This is a genomic window from Enterobacter sp. BIDMC 30, from assembly GCF_000534355.1.
GTDB classification, from domain to species: Bacteria; Pseudomonadota; Gammaproteobacteria; order Enterobacterales; family Enterobacteriaceae; genus Enterobacter; species Enterobacter ludwigii.
This window is the reverse complement of the sequence record NZ_KI973169.1, coordinates 4,642,674-4,659,636: the sequence shown is the minus strand read 5'-3', so window position 1 is coordinate 4,659,636 and position 16,963 is coordinate 4,642,674. Positions and strand designations below refer to the sequence as shown.

20 protein-coding genes are annotated in these 16,963 nt (G+C 54.2%); 10 read left to right on the top strand and 10 right to left on the bottom strand.

Annotated features, from left to right (window positions below; all coding sequences use genetic code 11):
* Positions 1-11 precede the first annotated feature (11 nt).
* Positions 12-1,448, bottom strand: coding sequence for an aspartate ammonia-lyase (aspA, locus tag L466_RS00580; protein WP_020882968.1), 1,437 nt, complete (start codon positions 1,446-1,448; stop codon positions 12-14).
* Between the two features lie 335 nt (positions 1,449-1,783).
* Between aspA and L466_RS00585 the strand changes: the two genes are divergently transcribed.
* Entirely contained in the window at positions 1,784-2,248 is a 465-nt protein-coding gene (locus L466_RS00585; protein ID WP_032681890.1) for an FxsA family protein, read from the top strand.
* Positions 2,249-2,290: 42 nt separating this feature from the next.
* Here L466_RS00585 and yjeH read toward each other — a convergent pair whose 3' ends face one another.
* Complete coding sequence (yjeH, locus tag L466_RS00590) at positions 2,291-3,529, bottom strand: L-methionine/branched-chain amino acid transporter (RefSeq protein WP_032681888.1); 1,239 nt, start codon at positions 3,527-3,529, stop codon at positions 2,291-2,293.
* 178 nt (positions 3,530-3,707) lie between these two features.
* On the opposite strand from yjeH, the gene L466_RS00595 reads away from it, so the two are divergent.
* The 3 genes from L466_RS00595 (at position 3,708) to L466_RS00605 (ending at position 6,168) form a co-directional block, all read left to right on the top strand.
* Complete coding sequence (locus tag L466_RS00595; RefSeq protein ID WP_003855929.1) at positions 3,708-4,001, top strand: co-chaperone GroES; 294 nt, start codon at positions 3,708-3,710, stop codon at positions 3,999-4,001.
* A gap of 32 nt (positions 4,002-4,033) precedes the next feature.
* Positions 4,034-5,677, top strand: a complete 1,644-nt coding sequence (gene groL / locus L466_RS00600) for a chaperonin GroEL (RefSeq protein WP_014168284.1) — start codon at positions 4,034-4,036, stop codon at positions 5,675-5,677.
* 137 nt (positions 5,678-5,814) lie between these two features.
* Positions 5,815-6,168 carry a DUF4156 domain-containing protein gene (locus L466_RS00605; RefSeq protein WP_020882965.1) on the top strand — a complete coding sequence of 118 codons (354 nt, stop codon included), beginning with the start codon at positions 5,815-5,817 and terminating at the stop codon, positions 6,166-6,168.
* A gap of 63 nt (positions 6,169-6,231) precedes the next feature.
* Here L466_RS00605 and epmB read toward each other — a convergent pair whose 3' ends face one another.
* Positions 6,232-7,260, bottom strand: coding sequence for an EF-P beta-lysylation protein EpmB (epmB, locus tag L466_RS00610; protein ID WP_032681886.1), 1,029 nt, complete (start codon positions 7,258-7,260; stop codon positions 6,232-6,234).
* Positions 7,261-7,300: 40 nt separating this feature from the next.
* On the opposite strand from epmB, the gene efp reads away from it, so the two are divergent.
* The 3 genes from efp (at position 7,301) to ecnB (ending at position 8,312) form a co-directional block, all read left to right on the top strand.
* The gene (efp, locus tag L466_RS00615; protein WP_014882207.1) at positions 7,301-7,867 is read left to right on the top strand and encodes an elongation factor P; all 567 of its coding nucleotides are present in this window, start codon (positions 7,301-7,303) and stop codon (positions 7,865-7,867) included.
* A 58-nt stretch (positions 7,868-7,925) separates the two neighbouring features.
* On the top strand, positions 7,926-8,057 hold the full coding sequence (locus L466_RS00620; protein ID WP_025206267.1) for an entericidin A/B family lipoprotein: 132 nt from the start codon (positions 7,926-7,928) through the stop codon (positions 8,055-8,057).
* A gap of 108 nt (positions 8,058-8,165) precedes the next feature.
* Entirely contained in the window at positions 8,166-8,312 is a 147-nt protein-coding gene (gene ecnB, locus L466_RS00625) for a lipoprotein toxin entericidin B (RefSeq protein ID WP_014168289.1), read from the top strand.
* Between the two features lie 38 nt (positions 8,313-8,350).
* Here ecnB and L466_RS00630 read toward each other — a convergent pair whose 3' ends face one another.
* Complete coding sequence (locus L466_RS00630) at positions 8,351-8,950, bottom strand: LuxR C-terminal-related transcriptional regulator (protein ID WP_014168290.1); 600 nt, start codon at positions 8,948-8,950, stop codon at positions 8,351-8,353.
* A 262-nt stretch (positions 8,951-9,212) separates the two neighbouring features.
* Between L466_RS00630 and sugE the strand changes: the two genes are divergently transcribed.
* Positions 9,213-9,530: a quaternary ammonium compound efflux SMR transporter SugE gene (gene sugE, locus L466_RS00635; protein WP_032681885.1), complete on the top strand. Its 318-nt coding sequence runs from the start codon at positions 9,213-9,215 to the stop codon at positions 9,528-9,530.
* Here the strand turns inward: sugE and L466_RS00640 are convergent.
* Positions 9,527-10,057 (bottom strand): lipocalin family protein, encoded by a 531-nt coding sequence (locus L466_RS00640; RefSeq protein WP_014168292.1) that lies wholly within the window; start codon positions 10,055-10,057, stop codon positions 9,527-9,529. The two genes, sugE and L466_RS00640, sit on opposite strands and share 4 nt — an antisense overlap.
* Positions 10,058-10,155: 98 nt before the next feature.
* On the bottom strand, positions 10,156-11,301 hold the full coding sequence (gene blaACT / locus L466_RS00645) for an ACT family cephalosporin-hydrolyzing class C beta-lactamase (RefSeq protein ID WP_032681884.1): 1,146 nt from the start codon (positions 11,299-11,301) through the stop codon (positions 10,156-10,158).
* Between the two features lie 132 nt (positions 11,302-11,433).
* On the opposite strand from blaACT, the gene ampR reads away from it, so the two are divergent.
* Positions 11,434-12,309 (top strand): LysR family transcriptional regulator AmpR, encoded by an 876-nt coding sequence (gene ampR, locus L466_RS00650; protein ID WP_025206264.1) that lies wholly within the window; start codon positions 11,434-11,436, stop codon positions 12,307-12,309.
* 29 nt (positions 12,310-12,338) lie between these two features.
* Here the strand turns inward: ampR and frdD are convergent, their stop codons facing one another.
* From frdD to frdA, 4 genes are read right to left on the bottom strand one after another with little or no spacing between them, the layout of a single operon-like run.
* A complete protein-coding gene (frdD, locus tag L466_RS00655) occupies positions 12,339-12,698 on the bottom strand; it encodes a fumarate reductase subunit FrdD (protein ID WP_020882959.1) in 360 nt (119 codons plus the stop codon).
* A 10-nt stretch (positions 12,699-12,708) separates the two neighbouring features.
* Positions 12,709-13,104 (bottom strand): fumarate reductase subunit FrdC, encoded by a 396-nt coding sequence (frdC, locus tag L466_RS00660; RefSeq protein WP_014168296.1) that lies wholly within the window; start codon positions 13,102-13,104, stop codon positions 12,709-12,711.
* 10 nt (positions 13,105-13,114) lie between these two features.
* Entirely contained in the window at positions 13,115-13,849 is a 735-nt protein-coding gene (gene frdB, locus L466_RS00665) for a fumarate reductase iron-sulfur protein (RefSeq protein ID WP_020882957.1), read from the bottom strand.
* Positions 13,842-15,632: a fumarate reductase (quinol) flavoprotein subunit gene (frdA, locus tag L466_RS00670; RefSeq protein ID WP_025206263.1), complete on the bottom strand. Its 1,791-nt coding sequence runs from the start codon at positions 15,630-15,632 to the stop codon at positions 13,842-13,844. Before frdA ends, frdB begins: the two co-directional genes overlap by 8 nt.
* A gap of 310 nt (positions 15,633-15,942) precedes the next feature.
* Here frdA and epmA point away from each other — a divergent pair, with 310 nt between their 5' ends.
* Complete coding sequence (gene epmA, locus L466_RS00675) at positions 15,943-16,920, top strand: elongation factor P--(R)-beta-lysine ligase (protein WP_020882955.1); 978 nt, start codon at positions 15,943-15,945, stop codon at positions 16,918-16,920.
* Positions 16,921-16,963 lie beyond the last annotated feature (43 nt).

The window sequence follows — 16,963 nt, the reverse complement described above, 5'->3', positions numbered from 1 at the left end:
AGCCTGAACTGCTACTGTTCGCTTTCATCGGTATATCGTTTCGCTTTGTATGCCGGGTGCATCAGGTTCTGGGCCGAGAAGATATCGTCCAGCTCGGCTTCGGTCAACAGTCCACGTTCCAGAACGACTTCACGCACGCTCTTACCTGTTTCGGCGCAAATCTTACCGACGATGTCGCCGTTATGGTGGCCGATGAACGGGTTGAGGTAGGTGACGATGCCGATGGAGTTGTAGACATACCCTTCACAAACTTCTTTGTTCGCGGTGATGCCGTTAACGCATTTCTCCAGCAGGTTGTAGCAGGCGTTGGTCAGAATGTGGATGGATTCAAACATTGCCTGGCCGATGACCGGCTCCATGACGTTCAGCTGCAGCTGGCCGGCTTCAGAGGCCATGGTCACGGTTGTATCGTTACCGATGACTTTAAAGCAGACCTGGTTCACCACTTCTGGCACTACCGGGTTCACTTTCGCCGGCATGATGGACGAACCGGCCTGCAGCTCTGGCAGGTTGATTTCATTCAGACCAGCGCGTGGACCGGAAGAGAGCAGGCGCAGGTCATTACAGATTTTGGAGAGTTTCACCGCCAGACGTTTCAGGGCGCTGTGAACCATAACGTACGCGCCGCAGTCGGAGGTGGCTTCAATCAGATCTTCTGCAGGCACAACCGGCAGGTTAGAGACTTCAGCCAGCTTCTGTACCGCCAGCTGCTGGTAACCGTCCGGCGTATTCAGACGCGTGCCGATGGCGGTTGCGCCCAGGTTCACTTCCAGCAGCAGCTCGGAGGTGCGCAGCAGGTTTTTAGTTTCTTCGTTAAGCAGCACGTTAAACGCGTGGAATTCCTGACCGAGGGTCATCGGAACCGCGTCCTGCAGCTGGGTACGACCCATTTTCAGGATGTCCTGGAACTCAACGGCTTTGCGCTGGAAGCCATCACCCAGCTGATTAATGGCGTCCACCAGTTTCACCACGGAGGCATACACCGCGATACGGAAGCCGGTTGGATAGGCGTCGTTAGTGGACTGACATTTATTAACGTGGTCGTTCGGATTCAGATACTGGTATTCACCTTTCTGATGACCCATCAACTCCAGGCCGATGTTTGCCAGTACTTCATTGGTGTTCATGTTGACGGAGGTACCCGCGCCGCCCTGATAGACATCGACCGGGAACTGATCCATGCATTTGCCGTTGTTCAGCACTTCATCGCAGGCAGCGATAATCGCATTTGCCGCGCTTTTCGGAATGGTTTGCAGCTCTTTATTGGCCAGTGCTGCGGCTTTTTTCACCATCACCATGCCACGTACAAATTCAGGGATGTCGCTGATTTTGTTGTTGCTGATGTAGAAGTTTTCAATCGCTCTCAGAGTGTGAACACCATAGTAGGCATCCGCTGGAACTTCCCTGGTACCCAACAAGTCTTCTTCGATACGAATGTTGTTTAACATGTGAACCTTCTTTTCAAGCTGCCGATGGATTGTACTAAACACACAGTATTTATGTGGTTTTGAATATTTTCTGACCGACGATTATTCCCTCAATCAGCCAGATGTTCGAGATCATATGCTGATGATAGCGAATTGCCGTAATCTGGATCACTTATTATCGACCCGATTCCATGATAATTATTAATCTGTGAAATGAGTCACCGCTTTAAAATTTCCAGAAAAAATATCCGTGCAAACCGATTGAATTTTGGCTAACCGTCACCATTTCTTACAGACGCGTTTCGCGAACACATTCAGACAGGGGCCTGAGGGCGCCTGCCACACAGGAGATGCCAGTGCGCTGGGTACCATTTATTGCTTTCTTTCTCTATGTTTACATCGAGATTTCAATTTTTATCCAGGTCTCCCATGTACTGGGTGTCCTGCTAACGCTGATTCTGGTGATTTTCACTTCGGTGATCGGCATGTCGCTGGTGCGTAATCAGGGTTTCAAAAATTTCCTGATAATGCAGCAGAAGATGGCCGCAGGCGAAAGCCCGGCCGCAGAGATGATCAAAAGCGTCTCGCTGATTATTGCTGGCCTGCTGCTGATCCTGCCGGGGTTCTTCACTGACTTCCTCGGCCTGCTGCTGCTTCTGCCGCCGGTGCAAAAACACCTGACCATGAAGCTACTGCCGCATCTGCGTTTTAGCCGTATGCCGGGCGGTGGCTTCAGTACAGGGCCGGGGGATACTTTCGAAGGGGAGTATCAGCGTAAAGATGAACAGCGCGACCGTTTAGACCATAAAGACGATCGGTAAAAGAGGCCAGGCCCGGTAAGCGAATCGCTACCGGGCTTTGTTTTACAGGGTGCCGCGTTTCGGTAAAAACAGCCACAGCCCCGCCAGCATGCTAATCGCATACAGACTTTTCCACCCCACCATCGCCAGCAACAGCAGGCAAAGCACGCCACCAACCACTGCCAGCGCTTTATAGCGACCTTTCAGCAGACGACAACCCGCCAGCATGCACAGCAGGTAGATCATGATGAAAATCCCGTTGGCGTACACGATCAGGGCATCAAGATTGATATTCAGCGCGTAAATACATAGCGAACTCAAGACGCAGCAGCCCAGCACGGTATTAAGCGCATTCAACGGCAGCTGACGTTTAGACAGGCGCGCAAGGCGGCTCTCTGGTTTATCAAGCGCCTGCGACCACACCAGACGCGCAAAGCTCTGGATGTAGATATTGAGGCTGGCAAAACAGGCCAGATAGCCAATAACACAGGCGACCCACAGCGCTTTCAGACCAAACAGTTGCACCACAATGCCCGGCAGCGAGGCAGCGGCCGCTTTATCCGCGGCGAACGCGTTGAAATACAGTACCAGCACGGTACAGGCCCAGTAAACGGTACCTGCTAACAGCAGGCCAATCATCAGGGCGCGCGGGAAATCCCGTTCCGGTTGTTTAAACTCAGAGGCCAGATGGGCGAACGCCTCCAGCCCGACAAAACACCAGAACATCACCGATAGCGCAGCGAACAGCTGCGAATGGTTGACGTCACTTACCGCGGGGAAGGGGATCTCCTTCAGCGTAATATCCCCTTTCCACCAGATGGCGACAATGAGGGCCACAATCAGTATTGCAACGACGGTTTGCAGGTTGGCACTTGAACTGGCACCCCGTGAGCCGACCCACCAGACGATGGCCAGCGTACCCAGCTCGGCCAGCAGCAGTTGCTCGTTATGCCAGCCAAACAGCGCCTGGCCAAAACCGGTCGCGATATGCAACGCTGCCGGTAGACCGACGGGAATAACAGAAAGAAACAGCCAGCCGGTGACCCGCTCCAGTCGCGGACCAAACGCCATACCGACAAAGTGCGCTACGCCGCCCGCGCTGGGGAAATGCCGTCCGAGGATGGCAAACACGACCGCGACCGGAAACACCAGCACAATCAGCACTGGCCACGCCCACAAGCTATTATTGCCGGCCACCAGTGCTGCCAGCGCGGGTACCGCAAACACACCCGTACCTAACAAGGAGGTCGACAGCAGACCCACGCCCTGCGCCAGTCCCAACTCCTGTTTTAGTCCACTCATTGACATCGCCCTGCCACGATCAAAAGAGAGGCGATGGTAACACTTTCGCAAATTTTTTTTCGTCTGCCCCTTGAAGGGGGAAAAAGCTATCCCCATCTCTCAGGGCACTAGTCGGAAAACCGCGTGCGGACCGGCGTCATCCATAACTGATAATGACTTTCTCAAAGGAGAGCTATCAATGAGTATTCGTCCGTTACATGATCGTGTGATCGTCAAACGTAAAGAAGTTGAAACCAAGTCTGCTGGCGGCATCGTTCTGACTGGTTCTGCAGCAGCAAAATCAACGCGTGGCGAAATCATCGCTGTCGGTAAGGGCCGCATTCTGGAAAACGGAACTGTGCAGCCACTGGACGTTAAAGTTGGTGACATCGTAATTTTCAACGATGGCTACGGCGTGAAATCCGAGAAGATCGACAATGAAGAAGTGTTGATCATGTCCGAAAGCGACATTCTGGCAATTGTTGAAGCGTAATTTTACGCACGAGAATTTGAGGAAATAAGAACATGGCAGCTAAAGACGTAAAATTCGGTAACGACGCTCGTGTAAAAATGCTCCGCGGCGTAAACGTACTGGCAGATGCAGTTAAAGTGACCCTGGGCCCGAAAGGCCGTAACGTAGTGCTGGATAAATCCTTCGGCGCGCCAACCATTACTAAAGACGGTGTTTCTGTAGCACGTGAAATCGAGCTGGAAGACAAGTTCGAAAACATGGGCGCGCAGATGGTGAAAGAAGTTGCCTCTAAAGCGAACGACGCTGCAGGCGACGGTACCACCACCGCAACCGTACTGGCACAGGCTATCATCACCGAAGGTCTGAAAGCCGTTGCTGCGGGTATGAACCCAATGGATCTGAAGCGCGGTATCGACAAAGCGGTTACTGCGGCGGTTGAAGAACTGAAAGCGCTGTCCGTTCCATGCTCCGACTCTAAAGCGATTGCTCAGGTTGGTACTATCTCCGCTAACTCCGACGAAACCGTAGGTAAACTGATCGCGGAAGCGATGGACAAAGTCGGTAAAGAAGGCGTGATCACCGTTGAAGACGGTACCGGTCTGGAAGACGAACTGGACGTGGTTGAAGGTATGCAGTTCGATCGCGGTTACCTGTCCCCATACTTCATCAACAAGCCAGAAACGGGCGCTGTTGAGCTGGAAAGCCCATTCATCCTGCTGGCTGACAAGAAAATCTCCAACATCCGTGAAATGCTGCCAGTGCTGGAAGCCGTTGCGAAAGCAGGCAAGCCGCTGGTTATCATTGCTGAAGACGTTGAAGGTGAAGCACTGGCGACCCTGGTGGTTAACACCATGCGTGGCATCGTGAAAGTGGCTGCGGTTAAAGCACCTGGCTTCGGCGACCGCCGTAAAGCGATGCTGCAGGATATCGCTACCCTGACTGGCGGTACCGTAATCTCTGAAGAGATCGGTATGGAGCTGGAAAAAGCGACCCTGGAAGACCTGGGCCAGGCTAAACGCGTTGTGATCAACAAAGACACCACCACCATCATCGATGGCGTGGGTGAAGAAGCGGCTATTCAGGGCCGTGTTGCTCAGATCCGTAAGCAGATTGAAGAAGCAACCTCTGATTACGACCGTGAAAAACTGCAGGAGCGCGTAGCGAAACTGGCAGGCGGCGTGGCAGTAATCAAAGTGGGCGCGGCAACTGAAGTTGAAATGAAAGAGAAGAAAGCACGCGTTGACGATGCTCTGCACGCGACCCGTGCAGCAGTAGAAGAAGGCGTGGTAGCTGGTGGTGGTGTCGCGCTGGTGCGTGTTGCCGCTAAACTGGCTGGCCTGACTGCTCAGAACGAAGATCAGAACGTGGGTATCAAAGTTGCGCTGCGCGCAATGGAAGCACCACTGCGTCAGATCGTTTCCAACGCCGGTGAAGAGCCATCCGTGGTTGCGAACATGGTGAAAGCGGGCGAAGGTAACTACGGTTACAACGCTGCAACTGAAGAATACGGCAACATGATCGACTTCGGTATCCTGGATCCAACCAAAGTGACCCGTTCTGCACTGCAGTACGCGGCCTCTGTAGCGGGTCTGATGATCACTACCGAGTGCATGGTGACCGACATGCCTAAAGGCGACGCACCTGACTTAGGTGCTGCGGGTATGGGCGGCATGGGTGGTATGGGCGGCATGATGTAATCGTGCGCTTTACCGCTTAGAATGAGAAAAACCCCCGGGCAGAAATGCTCGGGGGTTTTTCTTTTGGTCATCTTTTTAGTATAAGGTTTACACACGGACAACATCTGCTGTCCAGCTTATTGAAAACGAGGAATAACATGCGCGTAAAAGTCTGTGCAGGGATCGTAGGAGCAGCATTGCTGCTGGCGGGTTGTAGCTCCAGCAATGAGCTGTCTGCTGCAGGTCAGGGCGTTCGCTTTGTTGAAGATAAGCCGGGTAACGAGTGCCAGTTTTTAGGCACGGCAACCGGTGAGCAAAGCAACTGGATGTCGGGTCAGCACGGTGAAGAAGGTGGATCTATGCGCGGTGCCGCTAACGCGCTGCGTAACCAGGCTGCAGAGATGGGTGGCAACGTGATTTACGGTGTGAGCAGCCCGTCGCAAGGGATGTTGTCCAGCTTCGTGCCAACGGCCAGCCAGATGAATGGCCAGGTCTATAAGTGCCCTAACTGATCTACATTGCTGATGGCGCTGCGCCCAACCCCACCGGGCAGATAAGCGTAGCGCCACCTGCCGTTATTGTTGCCGCAGTTGCAAATCCAGCGGCGTCTTACTCGGCTCACCGCCAATCTCTCGCGCCAGCTTCGGCACCATATAGCCTGAAACCAGCGTTAACAGTTCGCGCATAATCTGCCGGGCCTCATCATCCGTGACCATGAAATGCGCCGCGCCTTGCACACGATCCAGTACGTGCAGGTAGTAGGGCATCACGCCCGCATCGAATAACGCATTACTGAGCTCCGCCAGAACCCGGGCATTATCATTCACACCGCGCAGCAACACGCTCTGGTTCAAGAGCGTCACACCCGCTTTGCGCAGACGCGCCATCGCCGCACGGAATGCCTCGTCGATTTCATTCGCATGGTTGATATGGTTCACCAGCAGAACCTGTAAACGAGACTGCTCAAGGCGAGATACCAGACCGTCCGTGATGCGTGCCGGAATAACAATCGGTAAACGGCTGTGGATGCGCAAACGCTTGATGTGTGGAATGGCTTCAAGCTGGGTCAACAGCCAGTCCAGTTCATGATCTTTTGCCATCAGCGGATCGCCACCTGAAAAAATGATCTCATCCAGTTCCGGATGGGCGGCGATATAGTCCAGGGCGACCTGCCAGTTGCGTTTATTACCCTGATTTTCGGCATACGGGAAGTGGCGACGGAAACAATAACGGCAGTTTACCGCGCAACCGCCTTTCACCAGCAGAAGAGCACGGTTGAGATATTTGTGCAGTAAACCCGGTACCACACTGTTCTGCTCTTCCAGAGGATCGGTGCTGTATCCTGGCGCTGATATAAACTCTTCCTGCGCAGTAAGCGTTTGTTTTAATAATGGATCGTCAGGGTTTCCTTTCTCCATACGGGCAACAAACGCGCGGGGAACACGCAGGGCAAAAAGTCGCTTAGCCTCGCGGCCTGCAAGCAACTCTGGGTGCTGATCGAGGTCTAACAGACGCAGCAATTCATCAGGACTGGTGATTACATCGGCAAGTTGCGATAACCAATCTTCTCTGGACGGGGTGTTTAGGGTTACAATATGCGCCATTTTGTGGCTTAGCTACCAGTTAACAAATTTAGAGGGCCTTATGGCAACGTACTATAGCAACGATTTTCGTGCTGGTCTTAAAATCATGATGGACGGCGAACCGTACGCAGTTGAAGCCAGCGAATTCGTTAAACCAGGTAAAGGCCAGGCATTCGCGCGCGTTAAGCTGCGTCGCCTGCTGACCGGTACCCGTGTTGAGAAAACCTTCAAGTCTACTGACTCCGCTGAAGGCGCTGATGTTGTCGATATGAATCTGACTTACCTGTACAACGACGGTGAGTTCTGGCACTTCATGAACAACGAAACGTTCGAGCAGCTGTCTGCGGATGCTAAAGCGATTGGCGATAGCGAAAAATGGCTGCTGGACCAGGCTGAGTGCATCGTGACCCTGTGGAACGGCCAGCCTATCGCTGTTACCCCACCAAACTTCGTAGAGCTGGAAATCGTTGAAACCGACCCAGGTCTGAAAGGTGATACCGCAGGTACTGGCGGCAAGCCAGCTACCCTGTCCACCGGTGCAGTGGTTAAAGTTCCACTGTTTGTACAGACTGGTGAAGTGATCAAAGTAGATACCCGCTCCGGCGAATACGTATCTCGCGTGAAGTAATTTACGTCAAGACTGAAGGCGCAGCGCCCGCTGCGCCTGTTTTTTGCAGGCAGGGATGATGAACCGTACCGTTAAAATTCTGCTTCTGTTAGCGCTGTCCAGCGCGTTGCTTTCCGGCTGTAACACCACGCGTGGAATGGGGGAAGATATCCAGGATCTCGGCCATATCATTTCTCACGCGGCCAGCTAACCCCGTCTAATTTTCCTAAAAATGCGTCCTTTTCCGTCAAACGACGGGATATTGTCTATTCTTAAGTTGCTATACACAAAACAACTTTGGCTATAAAAGGAAGATATTATGGTTAAGAAGACAATTGCAGCGATCTTTTCAGTCCTGGTACTTTCTTCAGTATTAACAGCCTGTAATACCACGCGTGGCGTTGGTCAGGATATTTCTGAAGGTGGTAGCGCAATCTCTGGTGCGGCAAGTAAAGCACAGCAGTAATTGAATAAACGGTACGGAACCAGACGGGTTTCGTACCGTCAGCTTTCTGATTCCTGCAGGGATAAAAACGGTGAATAACGCGTATCCATATGCAATTTCATGCGGATATTCCGTTTATAGGTATAGACCGTTTTACCGTTAATACTCAGGTGAGCCGCAATTTTCTGATTGCTGGCACCCTCCATCCACAACGTCAGCACTTTCTCCTCCTGGCGCGTCAGCAAAGGCGCGGTTACCTTTGGCTTTTCACTGTTCGCGTGCGAAATGAGTGCGTCGTGGATAACTGTCCCCAGTTGTTCAAGACGGGCATTTTTCAACAGCGATGACCAGACCGGGAATTGCTTCAGCCAGGCGGTCATTTCACTATCCTCACCCGATTGCAGCAAAATAAAGGGCACTCTTTCGCTGGCGTTCAGCAAAGATGAGAGGGACTGAAAGGGATGTACATCCTGTCTGAACCCATGCAGGTCAGCAATAACCAGCGTCGGTTTCCATTGCAGAATGTGCTCTCTGGCGAGGAAAAGATTATTCAGGCCGGTCACAACGACGTTTTCCGGAAATAAACCGGAATGATTGAGCCATGCTTCAAACCCGGTGCGGGTGAAGTGACAACGGTCAATCAAAAGAATTTTGAACATATTATATTCGCAGTCGGCTAGTGGTTTGGCTTCCTGCCATCAGAAAGCACATCATCATAGAGAAGTCGGATGAGTGATAAATGCCTGAACTGCGCGGCATACTGCGGCTATTTCTTGCCTTAACATGTTCAGCACAAAAGGATTGAAAAAAAATCGCACGCTAACCAAAATATGAGGCGTAATCTTTGCCTTGCGGGACGACCCGTAAGCGCTTCCTTCATCGGGGACGGCCCCAACTTGCATTTAAGTTAAGGAGCCTGAAATGTCCTGGATCATTCTTGTTATTGCTGGCCTGCTCGAAGTGGTATGGGCGATAGGTCTGAAGTACACCCACGGTTTTACCCGCCTGACACCCAGCGTCATTACCCTTACCGCGATGATTGTGAGTATCGTTTTGCTCTCGTGGGCGATGCGTTCTTTACCGGTGGGGACAGCGTATGCCGTCTGGACGGGAATTGGCGCCGTGGGGGCGGCCATCACGGGGATCCTGCTGTTGGGTGAGTCAGCGAGTCTGGCGCGTATCGCCAGCCTCGCCCTGATTGTGGCCGGTATTATTGGGTTGAAGCTCAGCACCCATTAATGGGGTTGTTCTACCCAGATGAGTTTCGACACATCAAACCCTTGCCGGGTCGCGACGTCCAGCATCTGCTGTTTCATCTCAGGTGAAAGGGTTGGGGTGCGAGAGAGGATCCACAGATAGTTGCGATCCGGCCCGCAGACCAGTGCGTGACGGTACTCTCTGTCGAGCGCGATCACGTTATATCCGCCATAGAACGGGCCGAAGAAGGAGACTTTGAGCGCGGCCCGTCGCGGGTCGCCGGTAAAGTACGCTTGTCCAATCGACTGCTGCCACATTTCCCGGTCCGGATTATAGCCCCGGTTGATAACCTGAATACCGCCGTCATCCATCGGGCTGTAATTTGCCGTGACCTTCTCTAAACCCCGTTCAAAACGGTGGTCAAGGCGCGCGATTTCATACCATGTTCCAAGAAAACGTTGTGCGTCGAAATTGCTGACAACGGTGACGCCGGGAGGGGGAGTAGGGGAGCTGCAGGCAACCACTAAAAACGCGGCTGTCACTGCGGCGATAACAGGCAAAATGCGCATAGGAGTTTCCTTACTGTTTTTTGTTAAGTGTAGATGACAGCAAGGAAAATGCGGGAATTTTGCAGGCCGGGTGGGCATCAGCATCACCCGGCAAGATGTTACTGCAGAGCGCTCAGAATACGGTATGCCGCTTCCACGCGCGCCGGGTTCGGGTAGCTCTTGTTCGCCAGCATAACAATGCCGAGTTCCTTCTCAGGGATAAATGCCACGTAGCTGCCAAATCCGCCCGTCGAGCCTGTTTTATGTACCCATGACGCTTTTACCGGTGGAGCCGGAGGGTTCACTTCTGCCACGGGCAACGGTGCAAGCGCTACCTTGTTGTCGCTGCCCTCCACCACGGCTTTGGCTTCTACCGGCCAGTTGAGCATCTCCCAGCCCAGGCCCTGGTACATCGAGCCTGTGCGCCAGTAGCGAGACTGTGCAAGCGCCATGCCCTGCTTCAGTGAGGCATCCTGTACCCCATCGGGGGCCATGTTAGCCACCACCCAGCTCGCCATATCCTTCACGTTGGTTTTCACGCCATACGCTTCGGCGTCGAGCATGCCCGGCGAAACGTGAACCGCTTTACCGTCACGATAACCCCAGGCGTAATGCTGTTCTTCTGCCTTCGGAACGTTAATCCACGTATGGTTCAGGTTAAGCGGCTTCAGGACCCGCTCCGTCATCGCCTGCTCAAAGCGCATGCCAGAAGGTTTTACCGCCAGAGCCCCAAACAGACCGATGCTGGCATTCGCATAAAGACGCGTGGTGCCTGGCGCCCACTGTGGTTGCCAGGACTGGTAAAAACGCAGCAGCGAGGCATTATCGGTAACCTCATCGGGCACCTGTAACGGCAGGCCACCGGCAGTATAGGTTGCCAGGTCCAGCATGCGAACGCCCTGCCACTGTTTGCCGGTCAGTTCAGGCCAGTATTTGGTCACCGGATCGCCCAGCGAAATTTCACCGCGAGCAATAGCATCGCCACCCAGAACGCCGGTGAAGGTTTTGCTGATTGAGCCCAGCTCAAACAGCGTTTGTGCAGTGACGGGTGTGTTCGCGGCGACATCGGCCTTGCCGAAGGTGAAGTAGTGCGGCTGGCCCTGATAGATCACGGCGACCGCCATACCCGGAATAGACTGCGCTTTCATCAGGGGCGTAACGGTACGTTCCACGACCTTCGCCAGCTGTGTTTCTGACAGAGGTGCGGCTAATGCAGCGCAGGAGGTGCTGAGCAGCAGAGCGCAGCACAGGGATTTTTTCATCATCAGTTATCTTCCGTAATAGCGAGTCAAGGGAGTGTCCGGGCCCGTCAGACATACCCAGTCTGTTGGATTTGACTGTGGCTGACAAACGGTTAAATTTAGCATTAGCTGTTAATTTTTCTAACGGATGGGTTGATGACACGCAGCTATTTACCGCTTAATTCGCTTCGTGCCTTCGAAGCCGCCGCAAGGCACCTCAGTTTTACTAATGCTGCCATTGAGCTGAATGTCACCCATTCAGCCATCAGTCAGCACGTTAAGACGCTGGAACAACATCTGAACTGTCAGCTGTTTGTCCGGGTTTCGCGCGGATTGATGCTGACGACAGAGGGCGAGAATCTGCTGCCGGTGCTGAACGATTCGTTTGATCGTATCGCCGGCATGCTGGATCGCTTTGCCAGTCATCGCGCTCTGGAGAAGCTTAAAATTGGCGTGGTGGGGACTTTTGCGACCGGGGTGTTATTCGCGCAGCTGGATGATTTCCGTCGCCGCTATCCGCATATCGATCTGCATCTTTCGACCCATAATAACCGCGTCGATCCGGCCGCCGAAGGGCTGGATTACACGATCCGCTACGGTGGAGGGGCGTGGCATGGCACTGAAGCGACGTTTCTGTGTTCTGCGCCGCTGGCTCCGCTGTGCACGCCTGAAATTGCCGTCGGGCTACAAGCACCGGCGGACATGCTGAAGTTTACGCTGCTGCGCTCTTACCGACGCGACGAATGGTCGGCGTGGATGCAGGCCGCGGGCGAACTCCCGCCGTCACCAACGCATCGGGTGATGGTGTTTGATTCATCCGTTACCATGCTGGAAGCCGCGCAGGCCGGCGTGGGAATTGCTATCGCGCCTGTGAGTATGTTCACTCATCTGCTGAACAGTGAACGTATCATTCAGCCGTTTGCGACACAGATTGAGCTGGGCAGTTACTGGTTAACCCGATTGCAGTCACGGACAGAAACCCCTGCAATGCGTGAGTTTGCGCAGTGGCTGGTGGGGAAAATGCAGAAATGACAGGCCCGCCGGGGGGCGGGCCTGATGTATCAGATAGTAACCACGGCAATCAGCGTAACCACCGTCAGGATGGTTGCCAGGCCGTAGAACACCCATTTCCCGCTCGGGACATGGATTTTCAGGTCATGCATCGCATGGTGAATACGGTGCAGGCCACACCACAGCGGCAGGACGATCATAAGGAAGATGAACACACGGCCAATAAAGCTGCTGGCAAAGGCCAGTACTCGCTCGTAACCCAGCGCATCGCCCGGAAACAGCCCCAGTGGCAGCATAATACCGACCAGCAGGATGATGACCGGCGCGATGATGGCGCTCCACATCCCCCCTGCGCCAAACAGTCCCCAGAAGACCGGCTCGTCAGAACGTTTTGGATTTGGATTAATCACAGTAGTCTCCTTACCAGAACAGTGCGACAAACAGAATGACCACAGTGACGAGGATCGTCACTCCCCATAGCCCTTTAATGACAGGCTCTGGCCCCATTTTCTCGTCTTTAATGATGATGTTCGCCGCTTTTGGCGCCAGTTCAAACCAGGTTTTGGTATGAAGCAGCGCTGCCGCGAGCACAATCAGGTTCAGGATCACGATGATGGGGTTTTGCAGGAAGCCGACAAAGCTGGCCCAGGTTTCAGGGCCATGTTTGAGGGCATAAACGCCGTACATCAGCTCCAGGCTGAACCAGACCGCCGGCACCGCGGTGCCTTCACGCAGCATATAGAAGCGATAAAACGGCAGTTTCTTCCACCAGGTGGACGGCATTGGCCGCACGTAGGCTTTGCGTTTAGTCGTCATTATGCACTCCTTAGCGTGGTTTCAGGGTGGCGATAAGAAAGTCTTTCGAGCTTTCCACTTTACCCTGCTGAATAGCGGCGGCCGGGTCGACGTGCTTCGGACAGACTTCGGAGCAGTAGCCCACAAAAGTACAGCTCCAGACGCCGTTCTGGCTGTTAAGCTGCGCCATACGTTCTTTTTTACCGTGGTCGCGGCTGTCCTCGTTATAGCGGTGCGCCAGGGTAATGGCCGCCGGGCCAATAAACTCTGGATTCAGGCCAAACTGTGGACACGCGGCGTAGCACAGACCACAGTTGATGCAGCCGGAGAACTGATGGTATTTCGCCATCTGAGCTGGCGTCTGGGTGTTCGTCCCCTGATCCGGCGTACGTGGATTGCCGATGATGTACGGCTTAATCGCTTCCAGACTTTCGATAAAGTGAGTCATATCGACCACCAGATCGCGTTCAATCGGGAAGTTACCCAACGCTTCTACTTTGATGCCTTTGGTGTATTCACGCAGGAAAGTTTTACAGGCCAGTTTCGGCACCTTGTTGACCATCATGCCGCAGGAGCCGCAGATTGCCATACGGCACGACCAGCGGTAGCTCAGGTCCGGCGCAAGGTTATCTTTGATATAGCCGAGCGCATCCAGCAGAGAGGTTTGCTCGTCATAAGGGACTTCATAGAATGCGCTGTGCGGTGCAGTGTCCACTTCCGGATTGTAGCGCACCACTTCGATTTTCAGTTTCTGCATCTCAGCCATTCGCCTTCTCCTTCTTCTCGGCGGCTTCTGCTTCTGCGCCATACACGCGTTTAGCCGGTGGCAACGTCGTGATTTTCACGTCGCTGTAGTCCAGACGGGTGGTGCCATCCGCATCGCGCCAGGCGAGAGTGTGTTTCAGGAAATTGACGTCATCACGTTCGGTGCAGCCTTCATCAAGACGCTGATGCGCGCCGCGTGACTCTTTACGTGCCAGCGCAGAGTGCGCCATACATTCCGCCACGTTCAGGCCGTGACCCAGCTCGATGGTATAGAGCAGGTCTGTGTTGAACACGCTGGAGGTATCGGTAATGCGCACGCGCTTGAAGCGCTCCTGCAGCTCAGCCAGCTTATCCACGGTTTTTTGCATCAGCTCAGGGGTACGGTAGATACCGCAGCCTTCTTCCATCGACAGGCCCATCTCGTCGCGGATTTTCGACCAGTTTTCATTTCCTTCCTGGTTCACCAGGTTTTTCAGCCGTTTTTCGACGTCAACGACCTGGGCATCCAGCGCCGCGCTGTTCGCCTCGCCGGCGGTGGCAGCACGCTCCATCGCGCGTTCGCCCGCCATGCGGCCAAATACCACCAGCTCCGCCAGTGAGTTTGACCCCAGACGGTTAGCACCGTGCAGGCCGACAGAGGAGCACTCGCCCACGGCAAACAGCCCTTTAATGCGGGTTTCGCACTGCTGATCGGTTTCGATACCGCCCATGGTGTAGTGGGCCGTTGGACGTACCGGGATCGGCTCTTTCACCGGATCGACGCCAACGTAGGCTTTTGCCAGTTCGCAAATGAATGGCAGACGTTCCAGCAGTTTCTTCTCGCCAAGATGACGCAGGTCGAGGTAGACCACATCGCCGCGTGGCGTAGCGATGGTGTTGCCTTTGCGCCACTCGTGCCAGAAGGCCTGAGACACTTTGTCGCGCGGGCCCAGTTCCATGTATTTGTTTTTCGGCTCGCCGAGCGGGGTTTCCGGGCCCATGCCGTAATCCTGCAGATAGCGGTAGCCATTTTTATTGACCAGGATCCCGCCTTCACCACGGCAGCCTTCCGTCATCAGAATGCCGGAGCCCGGCAGGCCAGTAGGGTGATACTGCACGAACTCCATATCCCGCAGCGGCACGCCGTGGCTGAGCGCCATGCCCATGCCGTCACCGGTGACGATACCGCCGTTGGTGTTGTAGCGGTAAACACGCCCCGCACCGCCGGTAGCCATGACCACCGCGTTGGCGCGGATCTGGACGAGGGTACCTTCCATCATGTTCATCGCCACCAGACCGCGCGCCTGACCGTCATCAACCAGAATGTCGAGGACGAAATGTTCGTCAAAGCGCTGAATCTGTGGGAACTGAAGGGAGGTCTGGAACAGGGTGTGCAACATGTGGAAGCCGGTTTTATCGGCGGCGAACCAGGTGCGCTCGATCTTCATCCCGCCGAAGCGGCGAACGTTGACGCTGCCGTCCGGACGACGGCTCCACGGACATCCCCACTGTTCAAGCTGGGTCATCTCCGTAGGACAATGGTGTACAAAGTAGTCAACGACATCCTGCTCGCAAAGCCAGTCGCCCCCTGCAACCGTGTCGTGGAAATGGTATTCGAAGCTGTCATGATCCTGCGCAACGGCGGCGGATCCTCCTTCTGCGGCAACCGTATGGCTGCGCATCGGATAGACTTTTGAAATCAATGCGATTTTAGCGTTGGGATTAGCTTGTGCTGCAGCAATCGCAGCACGTAATCCAGCCCCGCCAGCGCCTATAACGGCAAGATCGGCTTGAAAAGTTTGCACGACATTCCTCCAGATTTTTGTTATTTCGCAACGCGATAAACTAAAGGTAGTTCACCCGTCCAAAAGGACGATTGCGAAAGCGTTTCCACTGCTCCTTTATGGGTAAAGCAGTATAACCGCGTGGATGTCAGGGAAATTTGACGTGTTCGATTTTTTTGCTGTTATGTGCGGCGATTTATCGCGGTGAGTAATGAATTTCGTCGCGCAATTGTTCACCTAAATGAAATGCGCTTTTTTACTGCGCAAAATTTGTCTCCGTCCCTGGTAACGAGTAGACTTCGTGCCCTTGTCTGAAATCGGAGAAAAACTCATGAGCGAAACGGCCACCTGGCAGCCGAGCGCATCCATCCCCAACCTGCTAAAACGCGCTGCAATTATGGCGGAGATCCGCCGCTTCTTTGCCGACCGCGGCGTCCTTGAGGTGGAAACCCCGTGCATGAGTCAGGCAACGGTAACGGATATTCATCTGGTCCCGTTTGAAACCCGTTTTGTTGGTCCTGGCCACTCACAGGGCATGAATTTGTATCTGATGACCAGCCCGGAATACCACATGAAACGCCTGCTGGCGGCAGGGTGTGGCCCGGTCTATCAGCTGTGCCGCAGTTTCCGTAATGAAGAGATGGGGCGTCACCACAATCCGGAATTCACCATGCTGGAGTGGTACCGTCCGCATTATGATATGTACCGCCTGATGAACGAGGTGGACGATCTGCTGCAGCAGGTGCTGGAGTGCTCAGAAGCGGAAACGCTCTCTTATCAGCAGGTTTTCCAGCGTTACCTGGAAATTGATCCGCTTTCTGCGGATAAAGCGCAGCTGCGCGAAGTGGCGGCAAAACTGGATCTGAGCAACGTGGCAGATACCGAAGAAGACCGCGACACGCTGCTGCAACTGCTCTTCACCTTTGGCGTTGAGCCGCAAATTGGCAAAGACCGGCCGACGTTTGTATATCACTTCCCGGCAAGCCAGGCTTCGCTGGCGCAGATCAGCACCGAAGATCACCGCGTGGCGGAGCGTTTTGAGGTCTATTACAAAGGTATCGAGCTGGCGAACGGCTTCCACGAACTGACCGACGCACGCGAACAGCAGCAGCGTTTTGAGCAGGATAACCGCAAGCGCGCGGCACGTGGTCTGCCGCAGCAGCCGATTGATACCCATCTGCTGGAAGCATTGAAGGCGGGTCTACCGGACTGCTCCGGCGTGGCGCTGGGCGTTGATCGTCTGGTGATGCTGGCGCTGGGCGCAGAACAGCTGGGCGAAGTGATCGCGTTTACGGTCGATCGCGCATAACGCACCGTATTGCCGGGTAGCACTGTCGCTTACCCGGCTCACC